The 24,356-nt window shown below is 67.3% G+C and carries 19 protein-coding genes and 1 pseudogene; 9 read left to right on the top strand and 11 right to left on the bottom strand.

The genetic code is table 11. The features are described 5' to 3' along the window. Positions 1-10: 10 nt before the first annotated feature. The 4 genes from AC1DQ3_RS25730 to AC1DQ3_RS25745 form a co-directional block, all read right to left on the bottom strand. Entirely contained in the window at positions 11-1,105 is a 1,095-nt protein-coding gene (locus tag AC1DQ3_RS25730) for a chorismate transformation FkbO/Hyg5 family protein (RefSeq protein WP_477122985.1), read from the bottom strand. An 11-nt stretch (positions 1,106-1,116) separates the two neighbouring features. After that, positions 1,117-2,493, bottom strand: coding sequence for an NAD(P)/FAD-dependent oxidoreductase (locus AC1DQ3_RS25735; protein ID WP_477122986.1), 1,377 nt, complete (start codon positions 2,491-2,493; stop codon positions 1,117-1,119). Positions 2,494-2,517: 24 nt separating this feature from the next. Beyond that, positions 2,518-3,255 (bottom strand): 3-oxoacyl-ACP reductase FabG, encoded by a 738-nt coding sequence (gene fabG / locus AC1DQ3_RS25740; RefSeq protein WP_477122987.1) that lies wholly within the window; start codon positions 3,253-3,255, stop codon positions 2,518-2,520. A gap of 136 nt (positions 3,256-3,391) precedes the next feature. Continuing rightward, positions 3,392-3,652, bottom strand: coding sequence for a phosphopantetheine-binding protein (locus AC1DQ3_RS25745; RefSeq protein WP_477123012.1), 261 nt, complete (start codon positions 3,650-3,652; stop codon positions 3,392-3,394). A 375-nt stretch (positions 3,653-4,027) separates the two neighbouring features. Here AC1DQ3_RS25745 and AC1DQ3_RS25750 point away from each other — a divergent pair, with 375 nt between their 5' ends. The 9 genes and pseudogenes from AC1DQ3_RS25750 (at position 4,028) to AC1DQ3_RS25790 (ending at position 14,117) form a co-directional block, all read left to right on the top strand. Further along, on the top strand, positions 4,028-4,810 hold the full coding sequence (locus AC1DQ3_RS25750; RefSeq protein WP_477122988.1) for a COG4648 family protein: 783 nt from the start codon (positions 4,028-4,030) through the stop codon (positions 4,808-4,810). 35 nt (positions 4,811-4,845) lie between these two features. Next, positions 4,846-6,620 (top strand): annotated as a pseudogene (locus tag AC1DQ3_RS25755) (AMP-binding protein). Beyond that, a complete protein-coding gene (locus AC1DQ3_RS25760; protein ID WP_477122989.1) occupies positions 6,617-7,588 on the top strand; it encodes an LpxL/LpxP family acyltransferase in 972 nt (323 codons plus the stop codon). Before AC1DQ3_RS25755 ends, AC1DQ3_RS25760 begins: the two are co-directional and overlap by 4 nt. 93 nt (positions 7,589-7,681) lie before the next feature. Next, the gene (locus tag AC1DQ3_RS25765) at positions 7,682-8,263 is read left to right on the top strand and encodes a LolA-related protein (RefSeq protein ID WP_477123013.1); all 582 of its coding nucleotides are present in this window, start codon (positions 7,682-7,684) and stop codon (positions 8,261-8,263) included. Continuing rightward, positions 8,260-10,713: an MMPL family transporter gene (locus AC1DQ3_RS25770; protein WP_477122990.1), complete on the top strand. Its 2,454-nt coding sequence runs from the start codon at positions 8,260-8,262 to the stop codon at positions 10,711-10,713. Before AC1DQ3_RS25765 ends, AC1DQ3_RS25770 begins: the two co-directional genes overlap by 4 nt. Further along, positions 10,710-11,570: a polysaccharide deacetylase family protein gene (locus AC1DQ3_RS25775; protein WP_477122991.1), complete on the top strand. Its 861-nt coding sequence runs from the start codon at positions 10,710-10,712 to the stop codon at positions 11,568-11,570. Before AC1DQ3_RS25770 ends, AC1DQ3_RS25775 begins: the two co-directional genes overlap by 4 nt. A 69-nt stretch (positions 11,571-11,639) precedes the next feature. Further along, on the top strand, positions 11,640-12,839 hold the full coding sequence (locus AC1DQ3_RS25780) for a beta-ketoacyl-[acyl-carrier-protein] synthase family protein (protein WP_477122992.1): 1,200 nt from the start codon (positions 11,640-11,642) through the stop codon (positions 12,837-12,839). Between the two features lie 8 nt (positions 12,840-12,847). Then, on the top strand, positions 12,848-13,651 hold the full coding sequence (locus tag AC1DQ3_RS25785) for a beta-ketoacyl synthase chain length factor (RefSeq protein WP_477122993.1): 804 nt from the start codon (positions 12,848-12,850) through the stop codon (positions 13,649-13,651). Positions 13,652-13,655: 4 nt separating this feature from the next. Further along, on the top strand, positions 13,656-14,117 hold the full coding sequence (locus AC1DQ3_RS25790) for an ApeP family dehydratase (RefSeq protein WP_477122994.1): 462 nt from the start codon (positions 13,656-13,658) through the stop codon (positions 14,115-14,117). Here AC1DQ3_RS25790 and fahA read toward each other — a convergent pair. The 7 genes from fahA to fdhF all read right to left on the bottom strand — a co-directional run bounded on the left by fahA (position 14,114) and on the right by fdhF (position 24,349). Further along, on the bottom strand, positions 14,114-15,376 hold the full coding sequence (fahA, locus tag AC1DQ3_RS25795; RefSeq protein WP_477122995.1) for a fumarylacetoacetase: 1,263 nt from the start codon (positions 15,374-15,376) through the stop codon (positions 14,114-14,116). The two genes, AC1DQ3_RS25790 and fahA, sit on opposite strands and share 4 nt — an antisense overlap. Before the next feature lie 89 nt (positions 15,377-15,465). After that, the gene (hmgA, locus tag AC1DQ3_RS25800) at positions 15,466-16,806 is read right to left on the bottom strand and encodes a homogentisate 1,2-dioxygenase (protein WP_477122996.1); all 1,341 of its coding nucleotides are present in this window, start codon (positions 16,804-16,806) and stop codon (positions 15,466-15,468) included. A gap of 93 nt (positions 16,807-16,899) precedes the next feature. After that, the gene (locus AC1DQ3_RS25805) at positions 16,900-17,139 is read right to left on the bottom strand and encodes a DUF2783 domain-containing protein (RefSeq protein ID WP_477122997.1); all 240 of its coding nucleotides are present in this window, start codon (positions 17,137-17,139) and stop codon (positions 16,900-16,902) included. A gap of 20 nt (positions 17,140-17,159) precedes the next feature. Further along, a complete protein-coding gene (locus AC1DQ3_RS25810; protein ID WP_477122998.1) occupies positions 17,160-18,914 on the bottom strand; it encodes an FAD-dependent oxidoreductase in 1,755 nt (584 codons plus the stop codon). A 58-nt stretch (positions 18,915-18,972) separates the two neighbouring features. Next, on the bottom strand, positions 18,973-19,932 hold the full coding sequence (locus tag AC1DQ3_RS25815) for an MBL fold metallo-hydrolase (protein WP_477122999.1): 960 nt from the start codon (positions 19,930-19,932) through the stop codon (positions 18,973-18,975). Between the two features lie 599 nt (positions 19,933-20,531). Continuing rightward, a complete protein-coding gene (locus AC1DQ3_RS25820) occupies positions 20,532-20,927 on the bottom strand; it encodes a helix-turn-helix domain-containing protein (RefSeq protein ID WP_477123000.1) in 396 nt (131 codons plus the stop codon). A gap of 596 nt (positions 20,928-21,523) precedes the next feature. Next, positions 21,524-24,349 carry a formate dehydrogenase subunit alpha gene (gene fdhF / locus AC1DQ3_RS25825; protein ID WP_477123001.1) on the bottom strand — a complete coding sequence of 942 codons (2,826 nt, stop codon included), beginning with the start codon at positions 24,347-24,349 and terminating at the stop codon, positions 21,524-21,526. Positions 24,350-24,356: the final 7 nt, after the last annotated feature.

The raw sequence follows: 24,356 nt of genomic DNA on the forward strand, positions 1-24,356 counted from the left end.
CTGGGCGCGCTCACGCAAGCACTTCCAGTCCGTGGCCGGCCGATGCCTCGATTTCCACCAGCAGGTCGCCGCGGCAGATATCGGCCTGCACGTATGCGGCCGGCACGCCGGGACCCACCGCTTTTTCCAGTTCCGCGCGCACGCTGGCGACGGTGCCACGTTCCTGCGGATGGCGCACGTAGACCCGGTAGGCGAGTTCCGGCAAACCAAGACCGGGATGGCCGTCGCGTGCAGCCTGCTCCAGCACGGCGGCGATGTTGGCGATGCTCTCGCGCGTTTGCGCGGCCACATCGCCGACGTGCACCGTGCGATGGCCAACGATGCTGGCGGTGCCGGACACGAACAGCACCGGCGCGGCGCGCTCGCCCTGCGCCCCCCCCTGCGTACTGGCCAGCCACAAGCCGGCGCGCGCAAAGGTCGGGCTGCGCAGGCCGTATTGCGCAGGATAGTGATAGGCGCTGACCTGCCGCGGATTCTCCACCGCGACAGGCGCCCGCGGGCTGGCCAGGAAGCCGATCGACAGCGTGCGCTGCGCCACGGACTGGCCCACCGCGCCAAGCGCGCAGGCCGCCGGCACATTGCCCACGATCTCCCGGCGGCAAGCGGTGAAGGCATCCTGGCGCCCGATATTGAACTGGCGATACCGCTCCATGCCGGACTCCTCGGCATTGATATCGGCCACGTAGTTCCAGACCCGCACGAGATAGGGATAGCCCTGCGCATCCAGCAGGCCGAAGATGTCGCGATAGGCCCGCTCGGTCGCGAGTCGCAGCGTGGCGCCCGGGGCGCCGTCGAACTCCGCCTCGCGCAGCGTGACGCTGCCGAACATCAGGCCCAGCGTGGCATCCACGCGGAAATCCACCACGCCGTGCCGGCCGGTGGCGGGGGCTGCGTTGCTCCCGTGCCAGACTTCGCAAACGACCGGATCCTCGCCGAGCGGCGGCGTGGCCACGCGCGCCAGCGGCAAATCCGTCCCGGCAAGCTCGGGCGGTGGCGTACCGTCGCCATACCATACGGCCCCCAGCGCGCCCTCCAGCCAGCCCGGCCGCGCCGCCGCCAGTGCGCGGGCCGAGTACTGCGCCAGCCGCAGCGGTGTTGCGTTCATCGCATCGCGCTTCATCGGCCGGCCACCGTGCCGGTGTCGTCCAGCGGGCGGATATTGCGGCGGCGTTGACGCCATGCGCCCAACGAGCGCCGGCAGTTGACCAGCGCCACGCCGTAGTAGAGCACCTTGAAGGCCAGCAGCGAGCGCCAGATCGGCGTCTTGCCGTAGATGTCGCCGGCCAGCACGGACAGCAGCGCCTCCTTCATGCGCAGCACATTGCGCGGCCCCATGAACAGGTCGCGCATGGTCGGCGACGTCATGCGGTAGATAAACCAGGAGTACTGCCTGGGACCGTGGCGCACGACCTTGTCGAAGCGCTGCAGCGCCGCCTGCGCCCTGGCGGGCTCGCGCAGGCAGGTTTCGATGGCATCGGCGGCGGCAAAGGCGCTGGTCATGGCCAGCATCACGCCCGAGGAAAACACCGGGTCGATAAAGGCATAGGCGTCGCCGAGCAGCACGTAGTTCGGGCCAAATGTCTGCCCGGTCACGTACGAATAGTTGCCGGTGGCCTCCACATCCGCGATCAGTTCCGCGCCCGCCAGGCGCTCCGCCAGGGCCGGACACAGCGCGATGGTGTCGGCGAAGAAATCCTTCAGGGGCTTGTCGCGGCGTTTCAGGTAATACGGCCAGGTCACCGCGCCCACGCTGGTGGTGCCGTCCGAGAGCGGGATGAACCAGAACCAGCCATGCTCGAACCAGAAGATCGTGATATTGCCTTCGTTCTTGCCAGGATGGCGCCGCGCGCCGCGAAAGTGCCCGTACAACGCGGAACTGTTGTGCTTGGGATTGCGCAGCTTGGTCTTGAAGCGGTTGGCAAGAAACGTGTCGCGGCCCGACGCGTCGACCACGAAGCGTGCCTGCCAGTCCGCCTGGCTGCCGTCGTCGCGCACGGCATGCACGAGGGCTCCCGCGTCCTGCGCAAGGAACGCCACTTCCCGCACCCGGCATTGCTCGATCACTTGCGCACCTTTGCGCGCCGCATTGCGGAACAGCAACTCGTCAAAGGCAGAGCGACGCACATGATAGGCATAAGGCATCGACTTGTCCCAGGCATCGGCGAACTCAAAAGCCTGGCCGTCTTCGTGCCACGGCGAGACAAACTCGGCGGCCCATTTCTCGATGGAGATGGCCCGCACTTCGTCGGCCACGCCCAAGCGCTCGAACAGCGGCAGGTTGGCGGGCAGCAAGGATTCGCCGATATGGAAACGCGGATGGCTCGCTTTCTCCAGCAGCGTGACCTGGAAGCCCCGCTCCGCCAGCAAGGCCGCCGCGGTGGATCCGGCAGGACCGCCGCCGATCACCAGCACATCGCACTGGCGCGGACCGGAGCCCGGCAACGGGGCCGGCATGCCGCCACCGGCGCTGGAATGGGCGTTCTTATCCATCATGTCTTCTAGCATCCCGCGGCCGTCCTAGGCCATCCCACCATTGATCGAGAGCGTCTGGCCAGTGACGTAGGCCGCCGCGTCCGACACGAGGTAGGCGACCATGGCCGCCACTTCCTGCGCGCTGCCGGCCCGGCCCGCCGGCACCAGTTGCCGGATGCGCTCGACCGGAAACGCCTGCGCAATCATGGGCGACTCGATGACGCCAGGCGCCACGGCATTGACGGTCACCCCGCGCGAGGCCATCTCGATCGACAGCGAGCGCGTGGCCGCGATCAGCCCGGCCTTGGCGGCCGCATAGTTGGCCTGGCCGCGGTTGCCCATCAGCGCCGCCACCGAAGCCATGCTGACGATGCGGCCCCAGCGTGTGCGCATCATCGGCATCAGCAAGGGCTGGGTGACGTTGAAGAAACCGTTGAGAGAGACGTCGATGACGCTGCGCCATTGCTCGCGCGTCATGCCGACCATGGGCGCGTCGTCATGGATGCCGGCATTGTTGACGAGTATCTGCACCGGCCCGTGCGCGAGGATGCGCTGCAAGGCAGCGTCGGTGGCATCGGCATCGGTGACATCGAAGGCGATGGCATGCGCGTGCCCGCCGGCGGCGCGAATCGTCCCGGCCACCGCTTCGGCCTGGCCAGGATTGCGGTTGGCATGGACCCAGACCTCGTGGCCGGCCTGTGCCAGCGCCACGCAGATCGCTTGTCCGAGCGCACCGCTGCCACCGGTGACCAGCGCCAACTTCCGCTTCTCTTGCTGCTCCATCCACGCTCCCACAAGCGGCTGCTTCGTTACGGTGACAGGCACCGCCTCCGAGGTACGGTACGGTACGGATACCCCTCATCGGTGTGCGTTTGTCAGTTCTCCTGCCTCTGACATCCCCGGCCGCTGGCCCAATGCCTCAACGGGACCGGTTCGCTGCCGCGTAGGCGGCAAGGCTGCCGAGCGAGGAGAAAATCTCGTGGTTGTCGGGATTGTCGGAGCGCAACTCGAAGCCGTATTTCTTGGAGATCAGCAGGGCAATTTCCAGGATGTCGATGGAGTCCAGGCCGAAGCCGTCGCCATACAGCGGCGTCTCGGCGCAGACGTCTTCCGGCTTGATATCGGTGATATCGAGTTCGCCGATGATCAACTCGGCGAGTTCATGTTCCAGTTCGGTCATCATCGCAACGTTGGAAATATCGAAGGTTCCGCATGCACGCTACGGTAGCCGTCCGCCACGCATCATGGGCAGCCCGGACATGCGTGCCGGGGCATGGGTGAAGTCGGACGGCTACTGTATACTTCGGCACCGTCTTTGGGGCAGATGCTACCAAGGCGGGGTAAATCCCACTAGAAAAGAGAAGTTTGGTAACAACATTGTTCACCACTTCCGGAATCATGGGTCCACTTCAGCAGTCTTCACGCTATATGCTCTCGTCTTGCTTCCGGGCGCCCGGAAAGGTGCCGGTTCGTCCTGTCGGGCGTCATTGTAGGGCATGCGATCCTTGCAGCCGGCAAGACGAGCGCCACTGTCGTACCCATATAGCGCCCCCAAATGTCATTTTGTGATCCATTAGCTCCCCACCGTGCCGCCGACCTGTCCGCCAGGCCGGCGGACGACTGCCACGCCGGCTGCCAAACCGCCGCACCCAAGCAGATGCCGGGCACGGCACATGCGGCTGGCGAACACCCGCTGCGCCGCCATGGCTGGATAATCGTTGCTGCACTCTTCGCCTGCTATGAATACGCCTTGCACCGTGCGGCCCAGCAGCCCGGCGCTCAGGTGGCCGGCTTGCTGCTGGGTGCCGCGCCTTTTGTCCTGCTGGGGTTGAGCCTCAGCTGGCGTTCCTCCTGGCGGCTCCCCCTGCTCATTTTGCTGGGGCTCGCTTGCGCCGGCCTGTGGCTGCTGCGCGCGCCGCTCTCGCTGCATTTCGGGTGGACCTACTATTTGCAGCACATGGGCGCGAACGCCGCGCTCGGATTGATGTTCGGCCGTAGCTTGCGGCGCGGGCAAACGCCGCTGTGCACCCAGTTCGCCGCCATCGTGCGGGGACCGCTCTCCCCTGCGCTGAAACGCTACACGCGCGCCATCACGCTGGCGTGGACGCTGTTCTTCGCCGTCATGGCAACGGTATCCACGGCCTTGTTCGCGCTCGCGCCTATCGCCACCTGGTCCACCTTCGCCAACCTGTGCAGCCCGCTGCTGGTGGCATTGATGTTCGTGGTGGAAGCGGGCTGCCGCCGTCTTGCGCTCCCGGGACTGGCCCATGCGGGCGTGCGGGAAGCGCTCCAGGGCTACCGCGCGGCCATGGCCGCGCGCGCCGGGCTGTCGCGTTGATGCCAGCCGCTCCCGCACATCGGCAGCCCGGCGTCGTGCCCGCCTTTCCGCTGGTCACGCACGCCTCGCCGGACAGCGTCATTGCCTACCATCTCGGCCAGGCAGTGACGGTGCGCCGCTTCCTCGCCGACGTTACGCGGCTTGCCGCCGAGTTGCCGCCGGGCGGCCATGTCTTCAATGTCTGCGCCGACCGCTATCGCTTCACGGTAGGCCTGTGCGCCGCGCTGGTGGCCGGCAAGATCAGCCTGTTGCCGTCCACCCATACCCCGGAGATGGTGCGCCAGCTCGCCTCGTTCGCACCCGACGCCTTCTGCCTGCACGACACGCCGGATTGCGATATCGCGCTGTCGCGCTTCCGCGTTCCCGGCTTCGTCGGGCAAGCCACCGATGCACCCGCGGCCGAGGCGCGCATACCGTCGATTCCCGGCGAGCGTGTCATGGCCTATGTGTTCACCTCGGGGTCGACGGGACAGCCGGTGCCGCACCGCAAGACCTGGGGCTTCCTGGTCAGCAATGTGCGTGCCGCGGCGGCACGGCTGGGCTTGCAGGACGGCCGCGCCTATACGCTGGTGGGCACCGTGCCGCCCCAGCATATGTACGGCTTCGAGTCCACGGTATTGCTGGCCTTGCAGGGCGGCATCGCGCTGAGCGCGGCACCTACCTTCTACCCCGCGGATATCCGCGCTGCGCTGGAAGCCGTGCCGCGCCCGCGCGTGCTGGTGACCTCGCCGGTCCATCTGCGCGCGCTGCTGCTTTCTCCTGGCAAGCTGCCGCACGCAGACCTGGTCCTGTCCGCCACCGCGCCGCTGTCGGAGAAGCTGGCTTGCGAGGCGGAGGCGCGCCTGGCCGCGCCGCTGATGGAAATCTACGGCTGCACCGAGACCGGCCAGTTGGCTACGCGCCGCACCGCGCAGACCAGCGCCTGGGAATTGTTCCCCGGGGTGAAGCTGGAAGCGCGCAGCGAAGCAGGAGATGCCGGAGATGCCGGAGAAGATGAACAGGTCTGGGCCGCGGGCGGCCACGTGGAGCAACCGGTCGCCATGGGCGACGCGCTGGAACTGCTGGACGAAACCCGTTTCCTGCTGCACGGCCGCAAGGCGGACCTGATCAATATCGCCGGCAAGCGCACCTCGCTGGCTTACCTCAACCACCAGATCAACGCCATCGCGGGTGTGGAAGACGGCGTCTTCTTCGTGCCGGACGACGACCAACCCGAGGGCCACGTGCGGCGCCTGATCGCGCTGTTGGTGGCGCCGCGCCTGCAGGCTGCGCAGATCCAGCGAGCGCTGCGCGAGCGCATCGATCCGGCCTTCCTGCCGCGCCCGCTGCTGTTCGTGGACACCCTGCCGCGCAACGCCACCGGCAAGCTCCCGCACGAGATCCTGGCGCCACTGGTGGCGAAATTGCAGGCAGCCCAACGAGGCAGCGAGGCGGCATGATACGCGCGCGCCAACCCGGCCACCGCCCCGAGCAAGACGAAGCGCGCGCCACGGACGGCTTCGTCATCGCGCCCGACCACCCCGCGCTGGCCGGGCATTTCCCCGGCCATCCGGTGGTACCGGGGGTGATCCTGCTGGATCACGCGATCGTGCTGATTGGTGCGGCGCTGGCGCAACCGCTGGAGATCTTCCAGCTCGGTTCGGTCAAGTTCCTGAGTCCGGTGTCGCCCGGCGAACCGGTGATCCTCACGCATGCAACCGATGCGCGCGGCACGATCCATTTCGCGCTCAGCGCCAATGGCCGTGCCGTGGCAAGCGGCACGCTGACCCCGCCGGGGCCGGCGCCGCAAGCCGGGGAAAACGGCGCATGACGTGGCTTGCCAAGCGGCGGCGAGCGACCAGCGCGGACTGGTCCAGCCGCCAGGAGCGCAGCAACACTGCGCTGCTGCGCATCATGAGCTGGCTCTCGTTGCGCCTGGGGCGTCCGTTCGGGCGCGCCGTGCTGCGCCTGATCACCGCCTACTTCGTGCTGTTCTCGCCAACCGCGCGCTATGCCTCGCGCGCCTACCTGGACCGCGTGCTCGGACGCTACGCGGGCTGGAGCGATGGTTTCAGGCACGTCTTCACCTTCGCCTCGACCATCCACGACCGGATCTACCTGCTCAACGAGCGCTTCGACCTGTTCGATATCCGCGTGCACGGCGGCGAGCTGGTGGACGAGGCCATGGCGCGGGGCGGCGGCGCCTTCCTGCTGGGTGCGCACATGGGCAGCTTCGAAGTGATCCGCGCCGTGGGCCGCCTGCGCCCCGGCCTGCGGGTGGCGATCACCATGTACGAGGAGAACGCGCACAAGCTCAACGACGTGCTTGAAGCCATCAACCCGGCCATGCGCCAGGACGTGATTGCGCTCGGCCGCATCGACGCCATGCTGAAGGTGCGCGAATACCTGGAGCGCGGCTTCATGATCGGCATGCTGGCCGACCGCACCCTCTCGCAGCGCGCCACCGACCCGGTGCAGCAGTGCGATTTCCTCGGCGCGCCGGCGGGCTTTCCCACCGGCCCGATTCGCATGGCGGCGATGCTGCGCCGTCCCGTGATCTTCATGACCGGGCTGTACCGGGGCGGTAACCGCTACGATATCCACTTCGAGGCGCTGGCGGATTTCTCTCGCGTGGCGCGCGGCCAGCGCGAGCACGAAGTCCAGGCCGCGCTGACGCGCTACGTGGGCATGCTGGAACGCCACTGCCACGACGCACCGTACAACTGGTTCAACTTCTACGACTTCTGGCAGTCCGGCCCGCCGCTTTCCGGCAAGCCGCCGCCCGGCAACGAGCCCTGACGCATGCCTCGACCCCCGCACGCTCGCCAGTCTTACCGTCTGCGTTTTCTTGCGCGCCTGTCCGTGCTTGCCTGCATTGCGGGCGCGCTTGGCATGGCAGCCCCGCCGCCCGCGCAGGCCGCGCAGGCCGCGCAGGCCACGGAACCGCCCGCCACCGCTTCAGCGGCCTGGAGCGTGGACCAGCTGATGTCCGCGCTGGCGCAGCGTAAATCCGGGCGCGTGCGTTTTACCGAGACGAAGTATCTCGCCATGCTCGAACGTCCGGTGGTGTCGTCGGGCGAGCTGGTCTTCGTGGCGCCGGATCATCTGGAAAAGCGTACCGTCGCGCCCAAGCCGGAAAACCTGGTGCTCGACGGCGACATGATGACGGTGGAGCGCGGCGGCAAGCGCTTCGTGATGCCGCTGCAGAACTACCCGGAAATCGCCGCCTTTATCGAAAGCATCCGCGGCACCCTGGCCGGCAACCGCAATGCGCTGGAGCGCTACTATCGCCTCGGCATCGAGGGCCGCGCGGCGCGCTGGACCCTGACCCTGACGCCGGCCGATGCGCGCATGGCGGGCATCGTCAAGCGGATCCGCATCGACGGCACGCTGGACACGCTCGACAGCGTGGAGATCGTGCAGGCCGACGGCGACCGCTCGGTGATGCAGATCAAGACGGCCGGCGCGCCATGAACGGGCAGGCCCGCGGCGACAGCTGGCGCCAGCGCCTGTGCGGGCGGCCGGCGCGCGTGGCGGTCGGCCTGTGGCTGCTGTTCCTGCTGGCCTGCGCGGCGGTGGTTTGCCGCACCAGCTTCACCGCGGACCTGTCCGCCTTCCTGCCGCGCGCGCCCAGCGCGGAGCAGCAATTGCTGGTGGACCAGCTGCGCGAAGGACTGGTGTCCCGGCTGATCCTGCTTGGCATCGAAGGCGGCGACGCCGCCGGGCGCGCCGCGCTTTCCAAGGCCGTGGCGGCAAAGCTGCGTGCCGACCCGCGTTTTTCCTCGGTCAACAATGGCGAGCCGGTCAACCAGGCCAGCGACCAGCGTTTCCTCTACGCACATCGCTACCTGCTCAGTCCCACGGTCACGCCCGAGCGCTTTTCGCCGGACGGGCTGAAGGCGGCGGTAGGCGAAAGCTTCGACCTGCTCGCCTCGCCGGCCGGACTCTTCACCAAGACGCTGTTGCCACGCGACCCCACCGGCGAAATCACTGCCGTGCTGAGCCAGCTCGACAGCAGCCAGCGCGTGCCGCTGCGCGACGGCGCATGGATCTCGCGCGACGGCCGGCGTGCCGTGCTGCTGGCGCAGACCGCCAGCGCAGGCTCCGACACCGACGGCCAGGCAAACGCCATCAATGCCATCCGCCAGGCCTTTGAGCAGGCCCGGCAAGCCCGGCAAGCACAGCCTGGTGCCGAGGCCTACCGCCTCGTGATGACCGGCCCTGGCGTGTTCTCGGTGAGCACCCGCGACACCATCAAGCGCGAAGTGGAGCGCCTGTCCACGCTGGGCATCTGCCTGATCGTCACGCTGCTGTTGCTGGTGTACCGCTCGGTGCCCACGCTGCTGCTCGGGCTGGTGCCGGTGTTATCGGGCGCCCTGGCCGGCGTGGCTGCGGTCAGCCTGGGTTTTGGCGGCGCGGTGCACGGGCTGACGCTGGGCTTCGGCACCACGCTGATCGGCGAGGCGGTCGACTATTCCATTTACCTGTTCGTGCAATCCGCCCAGTACACGCATGCCGGCCGGCGCGACGAGCGGGCCTGGGTCAGCGCGTTCTGGCCCACGGTGCGGCTGGGCGTGCTGACCTCGATCTGCGGCTTTGCCTCGCTGCTGCTATCGGGCTTCCCGGGGCTGGCACAGTTGGGGCTTTATTCCATTGCCGGGCTGACCACGGCCGCCCTGGTCACGCGCTTCGTGCTGCCGCGCCTGGCGCCAGCCAACCTGCGCATGCGCGACGTCACGCCGCAGGGCACCCGCCTGGCCCGCATCGCCGCGCAGGCCCACCGGCTGCGCTGGCCGATGGCCGTGTTGCTGCTGGCAGCCGGCGCGCTGCTGCTGATGCAGCGCGGCCCGCTGTGGAGCCAGGAACTCGCCTCGCTAAGCCCGGTGCCCGAGCGTGAGCAGGCACTCGACGCCTCGCTGCGCGCCGACCTTGGCGCACCGGACGTACGCTACCTGGTGGTGCTGTCCGGCCCCGACCAGGAGCGCGTGCTGCAGGGTGCCGAACGGGTCGCGCGAGAGCTGGACCCGCTGGTGGCGCAAGGCGTCATCGCGGGCTATGAGAGCCCGGCGCGCTACCTGCCCAGCCTGGCCACCCAGCGCGCCCGGCAGGCCAGCCTGCCGCCGCGGCAGGAACTGGCGCAACGGCTGCAGGCGGCGGTAGCCGATCAACCCGTGAAGCCTGGCCTGTTCGCGCCGTTCCTGGACGAAGCCGAGCAGGCGCGCAGCGCGGCGCCGCTGCGCCGCGAAGACCTGCGCGGCACCTCCATGGCCCTAGCCATAGACGGGCTGCTGGCCCGCCATGACGGGCACTGGAGCGCCACGCTGCCGCTGCGCGCGCCCGCCGCGTCGCCGCAGGGCAAACCGAGCCTCGACGCAACGCCGATCCGCGCGGCCATTGCGCGCGCCGGCTTGCAGGACACGCTCTTTGTCGATCTGAAAAACGAATCCGACCATCTCTACGCCAGCTATATGCACGAAGCGTTGCGCCTGTCGCTTGGCGGGCTGGCCGCCATTGCCGCGCTGCTGGCGATCGCGCTGCGCTCGCCGCGGCGCGTGCTGGGCACCTTGCTGCCGCTGGCCGCCGCCACGCTCGTGGTGGTGGCGGGACTGGCCGCCAGCGGACGGCAGCTCACCATCCTGCATCTGGTCGGCATGTTGCTGCTGATCGCGGTAGGCTCGAACTACGCCCTGTTCTTCAATGGCGGCGGCCGGCAGGCTGCCGCCATTTCGCCCCATACGCTGGTGTCCCTGGTGCTGGCCAACATGACCACGGTGGCGGCCTTTGGCCTGCTCGCCTTCTCGAACCTGCCATTGCTGCAGGCATTCGGCATGACCGTGGGTCCCGGCGCGGTGCTGGCACTGTTGTTCTCGGCTATCCTTGCGCCGCCGGCGCTGCTTTCCGCGCCGGCTGGAAACCAACCATGAGCCCCATGACCCAGTCCCCTGGCATGCAGCACGCCCGTCCGTGGCGTCCCGGCGCCCTGGTCAGCGGTACGCTGGCGCTACATGCCGGCGCCGCCGCGGCCATCGTCGCGCAGCCCGCGACCCTGCCATGGGCTGCCGGCGGCGTGATCGCCTCGCACCTGCTGCTGACGGCAGCCGGGCTGTGGCCGCGCAGTACCTGGCTGGGACCGAACCTGCTGACGCTCCCGCCATCGGCACACGGCTGCATCGCCCTGAGCTTTGACGACGGGCCCAATCCCGAGGTGACGCCGCGCGTACTGGACCTGCTGGACCAGCACCGGGTGCAAGCCACTTTCTTCTGCATCGGCGCACGCGCCGCGCGGCACCCCGAGCTGGTGCGCGAGATCGCGCGGCGCGGGCACGCGGTGGAAAACCACAGCCTGGACCATCGCCATCACTTCTCGCTGTTCGGTCCGGCCCGGCAGATGCGCGATATCGCCGCGGCACAACAGGTGCTGACGGAGCTGACCGGCACCGCGCCGCGCTTCTTCCGCGCCCCCGCCGGCCTGCGCAATCCCTTTCTCGAACCCGTGCTGTGCCGGCTGGGCCTGCACCTGGCAAGCTGGACGCGACGGGGCTTCGACACCGCCGCCGCCGGCGATGCCGGGCGCGTCGCGGCCCGCTTGCTGACAGGCCTGGCCGAGCGCGACATCCTGCTGCTGCACGACGGCAATCCGGGCCACGATCGAGCCGGCCAGCCTCTGGTGCTGGCGGTGCTGCCGCGCGTACTGCGGGCCATCGACAGCGCGGGGCTGCGCTGCGTGACGCTGCGCGATGCCGTGCCCCAGGCCACGCGCCGAGACACTGCGCCAGCCTGACATTGGTGACGTGGCCCGCACAGGCCTTTTGCTACAATCTGCGCACCGCGCAAACGGATCCACTACGCAGTGTCTCCCCTACTTTTCTCGCACTACACCGCCACAAGCTGCCTCGGGCACGGCCTCGACGCTACCCTGGCGGCATTGCGCGCGCAACGCGGCGGCCTGACCCCCTGCGGCTTCAGCGATATCAGGCTGGACACGTATATCGGTGAAGTCGCGCAGGTGGACGAGACCGCACTGTCCGCGGAATTGGCCGAGTTCGACTGCCGCAACAACCGGCTGGCGCAACTGGGGCTGGAACAGGATGGCTTCGCGGAGCAGGTGCGTGCAGCCGCAGCCCGTTACGGGGCGCAGCGGATCGGCGTGTTCCTTGGCACCAGCACCGCCGGCATCCTGCAGACCGAGCTGGCGTACCGCCGGCGCGACCCCGACACCGGCGCGCTGCCCGCGGATTTTCACTACCGCGGCAGCCACAGCCCCTACTCGCTGACGGAATTCGTACGGTGCTATTTCGCCCTGCGCGGGCCCGCCGTGTCGATCTCCTCCGCTTGCTCGTCCGGCGCGAAGGTGTTCGCCTCGGCGCGCCGCATGATCGAGGCGGGGCTGATCGATGCGGCCGTGGTGGGCGGCGTCGATTCGCTGTGCCACACCACGCTCTATGGTTTCAATTCGCTGGAACTGGTTTCCAGCCAGCCATGCCGGCCCTACGATGCGCAGCGCAACGGCATCTCGATCGGCGAAGGCGCCGCCTTCGGGCTGCTCGAGCGCCTGCCCGCGGCAAGCGCGGACGAGGACATCCTGCTGCTGGGCATTGGCGAATCCAGCGATGCCCACCATATGTCCGCGCCGCATCCGCAAGGCCTGGGCGCCCGCATGGCGATGGCGCAGGCACTGGCCAGCGCCGGACTGACCCCGGCGCAGATCGACTACGTCAACCTGCACGGCACCGCCACGCGCAGCAATGACGCGGCCGAAGGCAAGGCCATGCTGGACCTGCTGCCCACCGTGCCGTGCAGTTCCACCAAGGGCGCGACCGGCCACACGCTGGGCGCGGCCGGCGCCATCGAAGCGGTGATCTGCGCGCTGGCGCTGCGTCACGGCCTGCTGCCGGCGGGCATCAACACTAGCGAGCTGGACCCCGGGCTGCCACTCGACTACCTGCTGCAAAACCGCGAGCAGCCCGTACAGCGCGTACTGAGCAACGCCTTTGGCTTTGGCGGCTCCAACTGCAGCCTGTTGTTCGGGCGCGCCGATTCGCGGGAATGAACCTACCCATGCAAGCAAGCGCATTCATCGAAGGCATCGGCCTGCTAGGCCCCGGCTTCAAGGATTGGCCGCAAGGCGCCGCCTTGCTTGCCGGCACGCTGCCTTATGCCAGCGAGCCGACCGAGTTGCCGGCACCGACGGGCCTGCCCGCGGCCGAACGACGCCGCACCGGTCCCTGCGTCAAGCTGGCCCTGGCACTTGGCCAGCAAGCGGCAGCGGCCAGCGGCATGGATGCGGCGGCCCTGCCAACCGTATTCACCGCATCCAGCGGCGACGGCCACAACTATCACGTGATCTGCGAAACGCTGGCCAGCGGCGATCCGCTGATCTCGCCAACGCGCTTCCACAACTCCGTGCATAACGCGGCGGCGGGTTACTGGGGCATTGCCTCCGGCGCCATGGCATCGTCCAATGTGCTATGCGCCCGCGACGGCAGCTTCGGCGCCGGCCTGCTGGACGCCCTGTGCCAGGTGGCGGCGGACCGCGAAGCGTGCCTGCTGATCGCCTACGACACGGACTATCCGGAGCCGCTGCGCAGCCACCGGCCGATCCCGGACGCGTTCGGCGTGGCGATGGTGCTGCTGCCCGAGCCTGGCGCGCGTTCGCTCGCGCGTATCGACGTCACGCTGGCCGAAGCGCCGGCCAGCCGGATGACGGACCCCGGGCTGGAACGGTTGCGCCAGGGCATCCCCGCGGCGCGGGCCCTGCCCCTGCTGCAGGCGCTGGCGCTGGGCGGCGCGCGCGAGGTGGTGATCGACTACCTGGACGATTTGCGCCTGCGGGTAGCCATTACGCCGGCCGTGGCAGCATAACGCCATGGGTCCCGACGCGGCACCGCTGGGGCGCGCGTGGATCGCCGCGCATATTCCGCATCGGGGCACCATGTGCCTGCTGGACAGCGTGCTCGACTGGGGCCCGGAGTTCATCCGGTGCGAAGCCACCAGCCATACCCGCCCCGATAATCCGCTGCGCTCCTACGGACGCCTGGCGGCCGTTTGCGGCATCGAATACGCGGCGCAGGCCATGGCCGCCCACGGGGCCGCTCTGCAACAGCCCGCCCAGCGCCCGCGCGCAGGCTACCTCGCCAGCGTGCGCAAGCTCGAATTGCGCGTGGCGCGCCTTGACGACATCGCCGCGCCGCTGCGGATCGAGGCCCGGCGCATCAGCGGCAGCGAGAGCAACATTCTCTATGCGTTTGAAGTCAGCGCGGCCGGCCAGTTGCTGCTGGCCGGCCGCGCTGCGGTCGTCCTGGATGTCGCGCCAGGCCCGGCAGCTTAACGGGCCGGCAGGATCGTCCCGGTCACCTCGCCAAACCCGACCCGATAGCCATCGCCCTGGCACCAGCCGGCCATGATCACTTCGTCGCCGTCTTCCAGGAAGCCGCGCTTGCCGCCGTCGACCAGCGTCACCGGCTCGGCACCGTTGCGGGTCAGCTCCAGCAGGCTGCCATAGGAATCCGGCGTGGTGCCGCTGATGGTGCCGGAGCCCATCAGGTCGCCCACGCGGACATTGCAGCCCGACACCGTGTGGTGTGCCAACTGCTGCACCATGGTCCAGTACATGGCCTTGAAGTTGGTGCGGCAGACGGTGCTGGCATGCTCGGCGCCCTCGGGACGCAGCGCGACTTCCAGTGCGATGTCATAGGCGTTGCGCTCCGGCTGCTGCAAGTACGCCAGCGGCTCGGGCGACTGCAACGGGTTGTCGCGGCGGAACGGCTCCAGCGCTTCCATCGTCACCACCCAGGGCGAGATCGAGGTGCCGAAGCCCTTGCTGTTGAACGGTCCCAGCGGCACGTATTCCCACTGCTGGATATCGCGCGCGCTCCAGTCGTTGAGGATCACCATGCCGAAGATATGCTCGGCCGCGGCTGCGGTGCTGACCGGCTCGCCCAGCGCCGACGGCTTGCCGACGATAAAGGCCATCTCCAGTTCGTAATCGAGCTTCTGGCAGGCCGTGAAGATCGGGCGCGGCGCGCTGGGCGGCTTGATCTCGCCCTTGGGACGATGCAGTGGCGTGCCGCTCACCACCACCGAGCTGGCACGGCCGTTATAGCCGATGGGAATCTCCAGCCAGTTGGGCAGCAGCGCGTTGTCCGGATCGCGGAACATGCGGCCTACGTTGGTGGCGTGCTCGCGCGAGGAGTAGAAATCGGTGTAGCCAGGGATGTCCACGGGCAGGTGCAAGGTGGCCCACTCCATCGGCACCAGGGCTTGCTCATGCAAGGCGGATTTGGGGTGCAGTTCGGTATCGCCGGCCGACAGCAAGGCCGTCAGGCGCTGGCGGGTCGCGCTCCAGGCCGGCTTGCCGAGCCCGATAAAGGCGTTGAGCGTGGCGCCGCCGAAGACGCCCTTGACCGCCGCGGGGAGCAAGCCTTGCGCGTCCAGCACCGACAGGTCGAGAATGAAGTCGCCGATGGCGACACCCACGCGTGGCCCCTGCCCGGTCGGGGAAAAAATGCCGTATGGCAGGTTCTGCAGCGGGAAATGCGTGACGCCATCATTGGCGGAATCGATCCAACTTTGCTGGACAGTGGTCATCGGGGGCTCCGGAAAGGAATGACAATGGGTGCCGGCGGCATCGGCCGCGCGCACCCGCGATAAGAAAATGTGGGTCGCGTTGGCCGGAATCAGCGCTCGTTGGGGTTGAAATGCTTCTTCAGCCCTTGCCAGCAGCGGTAGTAGTCGTCCTGCAATTGCGCCGATTCCGCCGCGTACTGCGTGGGCCGGATCACGGCGGGGGTCTCGAACATAAAGGCCATGGTATCGCTGATACGGTGCGGCTGCGACGTATCGCCGGCGGTGGCCCTGGCGAAGGTATCGGCATCCGGGCCGTGACCGCTCATGCAGTTATGCAGGCTGGCGCCACCGGGCGAGAAGCCTTCCGCCTTGGCATCGTAGACGCCATCGATCAGGCCCATGAATTCGCTGGCGATATTGCGGTGGAACCAGGGCGGGCGGAACGTGTTCTGCGCTGCAAGCCAGCGCGGGCCAAAGATGACGAAATCGATGGTATCCACGCCGGGCGTGTCGGAGGGGCTTTGCAGCACCAGGAAGATCGACGGGTCCGGATGGTCGAAGCTGATCGAGCCCATGGTGTTGAAGCGGCGCAGGTCGTACTTGTACGGCGCGTAGTTGCCGTGCCATGCCACCACGTCCAGCGGCGAGTGCAAGATCGGGGCGCGCCACAGGTTGCCCTGGAACTTCGCCACCAGTTCGAAATCGCCTTCGCGATCCTCGTACCAGGCATGCGGCGTGAGAAAGTCGCGCGGATTGGCCAGGCCGTTGGAGCCGATCACGCCCAGGTCCGGCAGACGGAACAAGGCGCCGTAGTTCTCGCAGATATAGCCGCGCGCCTCGCCGTCCGGCAACGCCACGCGGAAACGCACGCCACGCGGCACCACCACGATCTCCTGCGGCTCCACGTCCAGCACGCCCATCTCGGTGGCCACGCGCAGCCTGCCCTGCTGCGGCACGATCAGCATCTCGCCGTCGGCGTTGTAGAAGAAGCGGTCCGTCATCGACCGGTTGGCCAGGTACAGGTGGATGCCGCAACCCGACATGGCCTCCGGGCTGCCGTTGCCGGCCATGGTGACGATGCCGTCGACGAAGTCGGTCGGCTCGGTGGGCATGGCCGGCGGGCTCCAGCGCATCTGGTTGGGCGACGGCTGCACGGCATCGAAGCGGCTGACGATGCGCGACTGCTCGACCAGCGTGAACGGCGCGTGCATCGCCGCCGGGCGGATGCGATAGCACCAGCTGCGCCGATTGTGCGCGCGCGGCGCCGTAAAGGCCGTGCCCGAGAGCTGTTCGGCGTAGAGGCCATACGGCGCGCGCTGGGGCGAGTTCTGCCCCACGGGCAACGCACCGGGCAGGGCCTCGGTGGCGAACTCGTTGGCAAAGCCCGACTGGTAACCGGGTGTGCCGTGGTCGGGCGCCTGTCCCGAAACGTTCAGTTGCGTTTGCGTCATGTCTTGTGTCTTCCTCTTGCGCTTGCGATTTGCGATTTGCGATTAGCGATTTGCGATGACTCTTGGTTTCTTGAAATGCGCCAGGGCGCAGCGTCAGGCTGCGGCCGCCGGGTCGGTGGCGGGCTGGACGCCAGCCCGGGCGAGCACGCCCGCACGGGCAAGCTCCATGGCTTCTTGCAGGACGGCAAGGTCGCCGATGTGATTGGCCAGCAGCAGGATAAGCTGCGCGTTGGCGGATTGGCTCTGCGCGTCGGAAAGGTCGCGATGCATGTCGATCAGTGCCTCGTAGAAGTCGTCCGGGCGGGTGAGATTGGGTTCGGTGTTCAGCAGCATCTGCCTGTCTCCCTGACGTCTCAGGCCATCGCCGCCGTGGCGACACGTTCATCGGCGGCGGCACCGTCCTGTGGCCAGCCGAGCGCCCGCTTGAGCGCGGCACGCACCCGGACGGGGTCGAAGATGCGCCAGCGCGCGCAGACGTGCTGGTCCGGCCGCAGCAGGTAAACCGAGCCGGGCCGTCCGTCGTAACGGCGCGCCAGCAGGCCTTCGCTGTCCTCTATCAAGCGCACGCCTGTTGGAACGCGCAGCGCCTCGGCGCCGCCCGCCGGGACCACGCACAGCACGGCCAGCCGTACCGGCCCGCAGGCCAGGCCCTGCAGGGCAGCCAGCGCCGCAGCAACATCCTTCTGCTCGAAAACCATGGCGGTAAATTGGCTGCCAAGCTGGCGCAAGAACCACGCGGCCGCCCCGTTCACCTTCACCGGCGCATCGACGCACGATGCGCCCGGCACCATCTGCCCGATGAACCTCGCCTCGCCCTGCATTTCGGCGGCATCCGGTGTATTGAGCGTGGAAGCGTGCAGCACCGTCGGCACCGAAAGCCGCCCGCTGTTGACGAGTTGGCGGGCAAAGCCGTGTTGCCGCGCCAGCGTCAGCACGGCATCGCGGAAGACGCGGCTCACGGGCGACTTGGGCGTAATGAAATCGGTCGAGCGGGTCGAGCAGCGGATATTCTCGTCCGCGGCGTATTCGCGCTCGCTGGCATAACTATCGAGCAGGGCGTCCGGCGCGCCGCCCGCCAGCACCAGTGCGAGTTTCCAGGCCAGGTTCTCCGCATCCTGCACGCCGCTGTTGGCGCCGCGCGCGCCGAAGGGCGAAACGCGGTGCGCGGCATCGCCCGCGAACAGCACGCGGCCGTGGCGGAAGTGGTCCATGCGCTGGCAGGAGAAGGTATAGACACTGACCCACTCCAGCGTAAATTCAACGCCCTCGCCCAGCAGCGCCTTGATGCGGGGAATCACCCGCTCCGCCTCCTTTTCCAGTTCGGGATCGGCGTCCCAGCCGAGCTGGAAATCGATGCGCCAGACATTGTCCGGCTGGCGATGCACCAGCACCGACTGATTGCGATTGAACGGCGGGTCGAACCAGAACCAGCGCTCGCTCGGGAAAGGCGCCGTCATCTTCACGTCGGCAATCAGGAAGTGGTCATGGAACACACGCCCCTTGGTCTCCAGGCCCATCGCATGCCGCACCGGACTGCGCGCGCCGTCAGCCACCACGACATAACGGGCCTGCAGGGCGTAATGGCCATCGGGCGTTTCCACATCCAGCGTCACCGCGTCGCCATCCTGCGAGAGCCCGGCCACGCGATGCTTCCAGCGGATCGCCAGATTGGCGAACCCGGCCGCGCGCTCTACCAGGAAACCTTCCACATAGTATTGCTGCAGGTTGATAAAGGCGGGCCTGCCATGCCCGCTCTCGGGCAGCAGGTCGAAGCTGTAGACCAGGTCCTGGTCGAAGAAGATCTTGCCGACGTTCCAGCTCACGCCCTTGTCCACCATGCGCTGGCCACAGCCGAGGCGGTCGAAGATATCCAGCGTGCGCTTGGCGAAGCAGATCGCGCGCGAGCCGGTGGAAAGCGTGCAATCGTCGTCCAGCAGCACCACAGGCACGCCCTGCTGGGCCAGGTCGATCGCGGTGACCAATCCGACAGGGCCGGCGCCGATCACCACGACGGGATGGACCGCATGGCCACCAGCTTCCGGCCGCCGCGCACTTTGCTCGGCACAGGGCTGGTACGCGAAGGTACGGGCCTGGTAGTTCGTTTCCATCTTGTCTCCATTCTCCCGCCACGGCCGCTGACGCGGCTCTTGCGGCAACCCGCGAGCTTTACTCCTGCAGCGCAGCCCACATGTCCTTGTCGCGCTGCGCGGTCCAGATACGCGGATGCTTGATGCCGCTGGCCTCGTCGTATGCACGCGCCACGTCAAAGGGCAGGCAGTGCTCGTAGATAAAGACCTGCCCGAATTTCTCGTCCATGGCAGCACGCGTATGCGCCATGGCGCCCTTCAGGTCGAGTTTCTGCGTCACGGCTTCCTTGCCTCGCCGCAGCAGCGTGCTGACGAAGTCGCGCGTGTAATCCAGGCCGCGCCCCACCATCTCGGGATTGGTCAGCGCCGGGCCGCGGCCGGGGATCAGGGCCACCGGTGCCAGCGCGCGCAGCGCTTCCAGCGTGGCCGGCCATTCCTCGAGTTGCGCGTCGCCGCAATAGCAAGCCGCGTCGTACTCGACCAGGTCGCCCGAGAACAGGATCTTCTGCGAAGGGATCCACACCACGGTATCGCCCTTGGTGTGGCCTGGCCCGAGGTGCATGACCTTGACCTCGAGCTGGCCCAGGTACAGCGTGAGTTCACGCTCGAACACCACATTGGGCCAGGTCAGGCCAGGCACGGTCTCGACACCCGCGAACAGGCGCGGAAAGCGCTCGATCTCGGACTTCATGTCGGCTTCGCCGCGCTCCACGATCATTTCGTAGGTGCCGCGGCTGGCAATCACATTCTGCGCGCCCTCGCTGAAATAGGCCGAAGCGCCCAGCACTCGCACGGCGTGGTAGTGCGACAGCACCACATGCTTGATGGGCTTGTCGGTAATGGCGCGGATGCGGGCAATCAGGTCCTGCGCCATCGCCGGCGTGGCGGTGGTGTCGACAATCAGAACGCTGTCGTCGCCAATGATCACGCCGGAATTCGGGTCTCCTTCCGCGGTATACGCATAAGCGTTTTCCGACAGTCTGGTGAAGGTGACCTGCTTTTCCTGCAGATCCGCCTGCGATGCAAAGGCCTTGCTCATGGTTGCTCCTGTCTCGCTCGTTGTTTCCAATGGGCCCGGGGCCCGACGGGAAGCTGTGCCGCCCTGCCCTTGCCCGGCAAGGCCACACCGCAGAGGACTGCTGCTGCCGGTGGATCACGCTGCCGGTGACCAGCCACCAGTCCGATGGGCTGGCATCACCACAAATTAAACAATACGTAATCTATTTACTATATCGTAATCCTAGCTTGCGGGCGTGTCAAACCTGCATCCTGGCCGCAGGCCAATTGCCGGCCATGCCGTCCGGATGACTTACGTTTCCAGGTTAGGCGTGAATCACGGGGACGCAAACATGCCGCGGCACAAGTCGGCAAATGACCGGGTGCTGTGCACAAATGCTCAGGGAAATGGAAAAAAGGGGGAAAAGGGATGGGAAAAGACGACGGGCAATAGCCGGCGGCCCCGCCATGTCGCGGGTGGGAAAGCCGTCAAACGAGGGCAAGTGATGAGCCAGCCGGGCGGGCACCAGGCCATGCCAGGCAAGCGGGCAAAACCCCTGCAGCGGGCACTTGGGGGCGTACCCGCTGCAGGTATGACAAGCGCGCGCCGGCCCGGCCCGAAACCGGGACCAGCACGAACGCTCAGGCTGGCTTGTGACCTTCGCCCGGGCCCGACGCGAAGCCTGTGCTGACCGGGGTGGCCGGTGCTGCAGGGCTGGCGGCGGTGGGTGTTGCGGCAGGCGCCTGTCCGGCCATGGAAGCAGCCGTGACGCCGCCGTTGCGGCTGGCAATAAACGCGTTGACGTCGGCAGCAAGATGCTGCGGAGCCAGCACCACTTCCAGGCCCAGCGCCTCGCAAGCCGCCAGGAAAGTCGACATGCGGGGATCGGCTTGACCCGATTCAGCCCGTAGGTAAGCTTCCCGGGAAATCCCGGCCTTACGGGCGACATCTTCCTGCTTGAGCTTTCGCGCTCGGCGCAACGCCCGCAGTTGCCGGAACGGTTCGCTAGCGCCTCTAGGCACGGCTGTACTGTTCATGTCGGTCTCCAGTCACCAGTGAAAGAAAAGTGCGCGGACGTGCATTCGAGTATAGAGCACGCAAAGCGATCCGTATGTAATCGGAGCAACACTTTGTGCAGATTTCTTGAGAGTGCCTAATCCAGACATGTCCGCGCCCGTCAATAGGTCCAATACCGCACAATTATCTGCCTCCGTGGTGACATAACGAACAACCCGAAATAAGGTTGACGAGAGCGCACTAACAAGATTTTGACAAACCGACCGGTCGTTCTATTCTGCCCCATGCAAGAAGGTCAACCCACCCGCGCAGCCGTCATCTGAACGGCCAAACGCACGCGCGGCGCTTGCCATCCACGCTGCCAAGCTCGCCTCACATTCCTGCCAACAAAGTGGGTATGTGACGTATCACATACCCACTTTTGGTGGTTGGGGCAATTTTTTGGCGGTTAATTGCTTATTAACCAAAAAATAGAGCTCCGCACGCGCCAGGGGCATACCACCCCGACAACGGCGCCCCCTGCCCGCCCGGCCAAGGGCCGCAGCGCATGGTGCCTCGCCTTGGAAGCCTTCCAGCACCAGCTTGCCGATGGCCTGCCACCCTACAGCTTCCCCGCTTATTGCGCCGTGCCCGCGAGAATCTGCCCGCCTCCATAACTGGACTGCGTCGGCATCTCCCCGCCCAGCGTCATGCGGATTGCGCAGTACTTGAACTCCGGAATCTTGCCGAACGGATCGAGCGCCGCATTGGTCAGCTTGTTGATGGCCGCTTCGTAGTAGCAGAACGGCACGAACACTACGCCGCGCGGGGTGCCATCGTCAGCCCGTGCAAACAGCGATACCTGCCCCCGGCGCGAAACCAGCGTGACGACATCACCGGGCTTGCCGTCCATGGCGGCCAGGTCGAGCGGATGCACCAGCGCCACCGGCTCCGGCTCGATCGCGTCCAGCACGCCGGCGCGCCGCGTCATGCTGCCGGTATGCCAGTGCTCCAGTTGCCGGCCGGTGATCAGCACCGTCGGGTAATCCTCGTCGGGCCGTTCTGCCGCGGGAATGATGTCGGCGGGTACGAAGCGGGCCTTGCCCGACGCAGTAGGAAACGCGTCGGTGAAGATCACGGGCTCGCCGGGATCGCCTTCGGCGCGGCAGGGATAGGTAACGGCATCCTCCTGCTGCAGGCGCTCCCAGGTGACACCGCCAATGCTGGGCATGGCATGCCGCATCTCCTCGAACACGTCGGCCACGCCTGCGTACTGCCAGTCCAGCCCCAGCCTGGCCGCCATCTGCTGGATGATCCACAGGTCCTGGCGCGCTTGTCCGGGCGGATCGATGGCCTGGCGCCCAAGCTGCACCGTCCGGTCCGTGTTGGTGAACGTACCGGTCTTCTCGGGAAACGCCGACGCCGGCAACACCACATCGGCCAGATAAGCGGTCTCGGTCAGGAAGATATCCTGCACCACCAGGTGGTCCAGCGACGCCAGCGCGTTGCGCGCGTGCCGGGCGTCGGGATCCGACATGGCCGGGTTCTCGCCCATGATGTACATGCCGCGCACTTCGCCGCGTTCAATCGCCTGCATGACTTCCACCACGGTCAGCCCCGGCTGGCGGTCCAGCGGCATGCCCCAAAGCAACTCGAAATGCGCGACGGCCTCGGGATCGTCGACGCGCCGGTAGTCCGGGTACATCATCGGAATCAGGCCGGCATCGGAGGCGCCCTGCACATTGTTCTGCCCGCGCAGCGGATGCAGTCCGGTGCCGGGGCGGCCAATCTGCCCCGTCATCAGCGCCAGCGCGATCAGGCAGCGGGCATTGTCGGTGCCGTGCACATGCTGGGAGATGCCCATGCCCCAGAGGATCATCGAGGCCTTGGCCGTGGCATACATGCGCGCCACATAGCGGATGGTCTCGGCATCGATGCCGCAGACCGGCGCCATCGCCTCTGGACTGTAGGCGGCCACATTGCGCAGCAGTTCCTCGTAGCCGATGGTGCGGCTGGCGATGAAGGCTTCGTCGACCAGCCCTTCGGCCACGATTACATGCATCATGGCATTGAGCAGCGCCACGTCGGTATCGGGCTGGAACTGGAGGAACCGATGCGCGAAGCGGGCCAGGTCGGAACGGCGCGGATCGGCCACGATCAGCTTGGTGCCGTTCTTCACTGCGTTCTTGATCCAACTCGCCGCCACCGGATGATTGACGCTCGGATTCGCTCCGATCACGATCACCACCTCGGCGCGCGCGACGTCCATCACCGGGTTGGAAACCGCGCCCGAGCCGATCCCTTCCAGCAGCGCCGCGACCGACGAGGCATGGCAAAGCCGCGTGCAATGATCCACGTTATTGCTGCCGAAGCCGGTGCGCACCAGCTTCTGGAACAAGTAAGCTTCCTCGTTGCTCCCCTTGGCCGAACCGAAGCCGGCCAGCGCGCGCTTGCCGTGCGTATCGCGGATGTCCGCCAGCCTGCCGCCCGCGAGCGCGAGCGCTTCTTCCCAACTGGCTTCGCGGAATACGTCCATCACGTGTTCGGGATCCATCACGAAATCGCCCTGCTTGGGAACACCTTCGCGCCGCACTAGCGGCACGGTGAGCCGGTGCGGATGCTGCGCGTAATCGAAACCATAACGGCCCTTCACGCACAGCCGTTTCTGGTTGGCCGGCCCATCGCGCCCTTCGACAAACAGGATGTGGTTGTCCTTGACGTTGTAGGTGAGCTGGCAACCCACCCCGCAGTACGGGCAGACCGACGCCACCTGGCGATCCGGCACCGGCAGCGCGGCGTCGCGCGCGGGCATCAGCGCACCGGTCGGACAGGCCTGCACGCACTCGCCGCAGGCAACGCAGGTCGAGGCGCCCATCGGGTCGTCCATGTCGAACACGATCGCGGCATGGTCGCCGCGATAGGCCAGGCCGATCACGTCATTGACCTGCTCGTCGCGGCAGGCGCGCACGCAGCGGGTGCACTGGATGCAGGCATCGAGATTGACGGCGATGGCCGGATGGGACAAATCAGCCGGCACGGCGGCGCGCGGCGCAAAGCGCGGCTTGCCGACTTCCAGCCGGGCGGACCACTGATCCAGTTCGTTGTCGCGCGTGTAGTGCGCCTCGGGCATGTCGGACTGCAGCAGCTCCAGCACCATGCGCTGCGCGCGCACCGCGCGCTCGGAGCCGGTCTCCACTTCCATGCCCTGCGCAGGATAGCGGCAGCATGACGGCGCCAGCACGCGCTCGCCCTTGATCTCCACCATGCAGGCGCGGCAGTTGCCGGCGGTGTCCAGCCCGTCCTTGTAGCAAAGGTGCGGCACGGCGAATCCCTCGCGCTGCGCCACCTTGAGCAGGCTCTCGCCCGGGCTTGCGGAAACGTCCCGGCCATTCAGGCGAAACGTCACCTTGGTGTCCGAGGAAGCTGCGACTTGCGCACGTTCGGCGCGGGTCAGTGCGTTCATATCGTCC

Source organism: Cupriavidus sp. 01T418 (assembly GCF_056398885.1).